Below are 1,043 nucleotides of genomic sequence, written 5' to 3'. Positions count from 1 at the left end.
GAACCCAATTCCTTCCGGATTGGCCCTGACGATGACGGCATGTTCGGCATCTTCGGTGGCCGGTTCGTTGCCGAAACGCTGATGCCGCTGATCCTCGATCTGGAAAAACACTGGAACGAGGCGAAGAACGATCCGGCGTTTCGGGCCGAGCTCGAATATCTCGGCCGTCACTACACGGGCCGTCCCTCGCCGCTCTATTTCGCAGAACGCCTGACCGAACATCTGGGCGGCGCGAAGATTTACTTCAAGCGCGAGGACCTGAACCACACCGGCTCGCACAAGATCAACAACTGCCTCGGCCAGATCCTGCTTGCAAAGCGCATGGGCAAGACCCGCATCATCGCCGAGACCGGCGCCGGCCAGCATGGCGTGGCGTCGGCCACCGTGTCGGCCCGCTTCGGCCTGCCCTGCGTGGTCTATATGGGCGCGACCGATGTGGAGCGGCAGAAGCCGAACGTCTTCCGCATGCATCTTCTGGGCGCCGAGGTGAAGCCGGTTTCTTCGGGCCATGGCACGCTGAAAGACGCCATGAACGAGGCGCTGCGCGACTGGGTGACCAATGTGGAGGACACCTATTACCTGATTGGCACGGCGGCAGGCCCGCATCCCTATCCCGAACTGGTGCGCGACCTGCAGTCGGTGATCGGCACGGAAGCGCGCGAACAGATCCAGGAGCTTGAAGGCCGGCTGCCGGATGCCATCGTGGCGGCGGTGGGCGGCGGCTCGAACGCCATCGGCCTGTTCCATCCCTTCCTCGATGACCGTCAGGTGGAAATCCACGGCGTCGAGGCTGGCGGGCATGGGCTTGAGGGGGAAGAGCACTGCGCTTCCATGACGGCTGGCCGTCCGGGCGTGCTGCATGGCAACCGCACCTATCTTCTGCAGAACGACGACGGTCAGATCCTCGACGGGCATTCGGTGTCTGCGGGGCTCGACTATCCGGGCGTCGGGCCGGAGCACAGCTGGCTGAAGGATTCAGGCCGTGTGATCTACTCGCCCATTCTGGACGATGAGGCGATCGAGGCGTTCCAGATGACGACGCG

At 63.7% G+C, this 1,043-nt stretch carries 1 protein-coding gene; it reads left to right on the top strand.

What is annotated here, in order from left to right:
• The coding region (trpB, locus tag AC07E3_RS21430) for a tryptophan synthase subunit beta (RefSeq protein ID WP_478364761.1) at positions 1-1,043 on the top strand (1,043 nt) is incomplete at both ends.

This window comes from Nitratireductor lacus, from assembly GCF_056431025.1.
The sequence above is the reverse complement of the archived record's forward strand: the minus strand, read 5'-3'. Positions and strand labels throughout refer to the sequence as shown.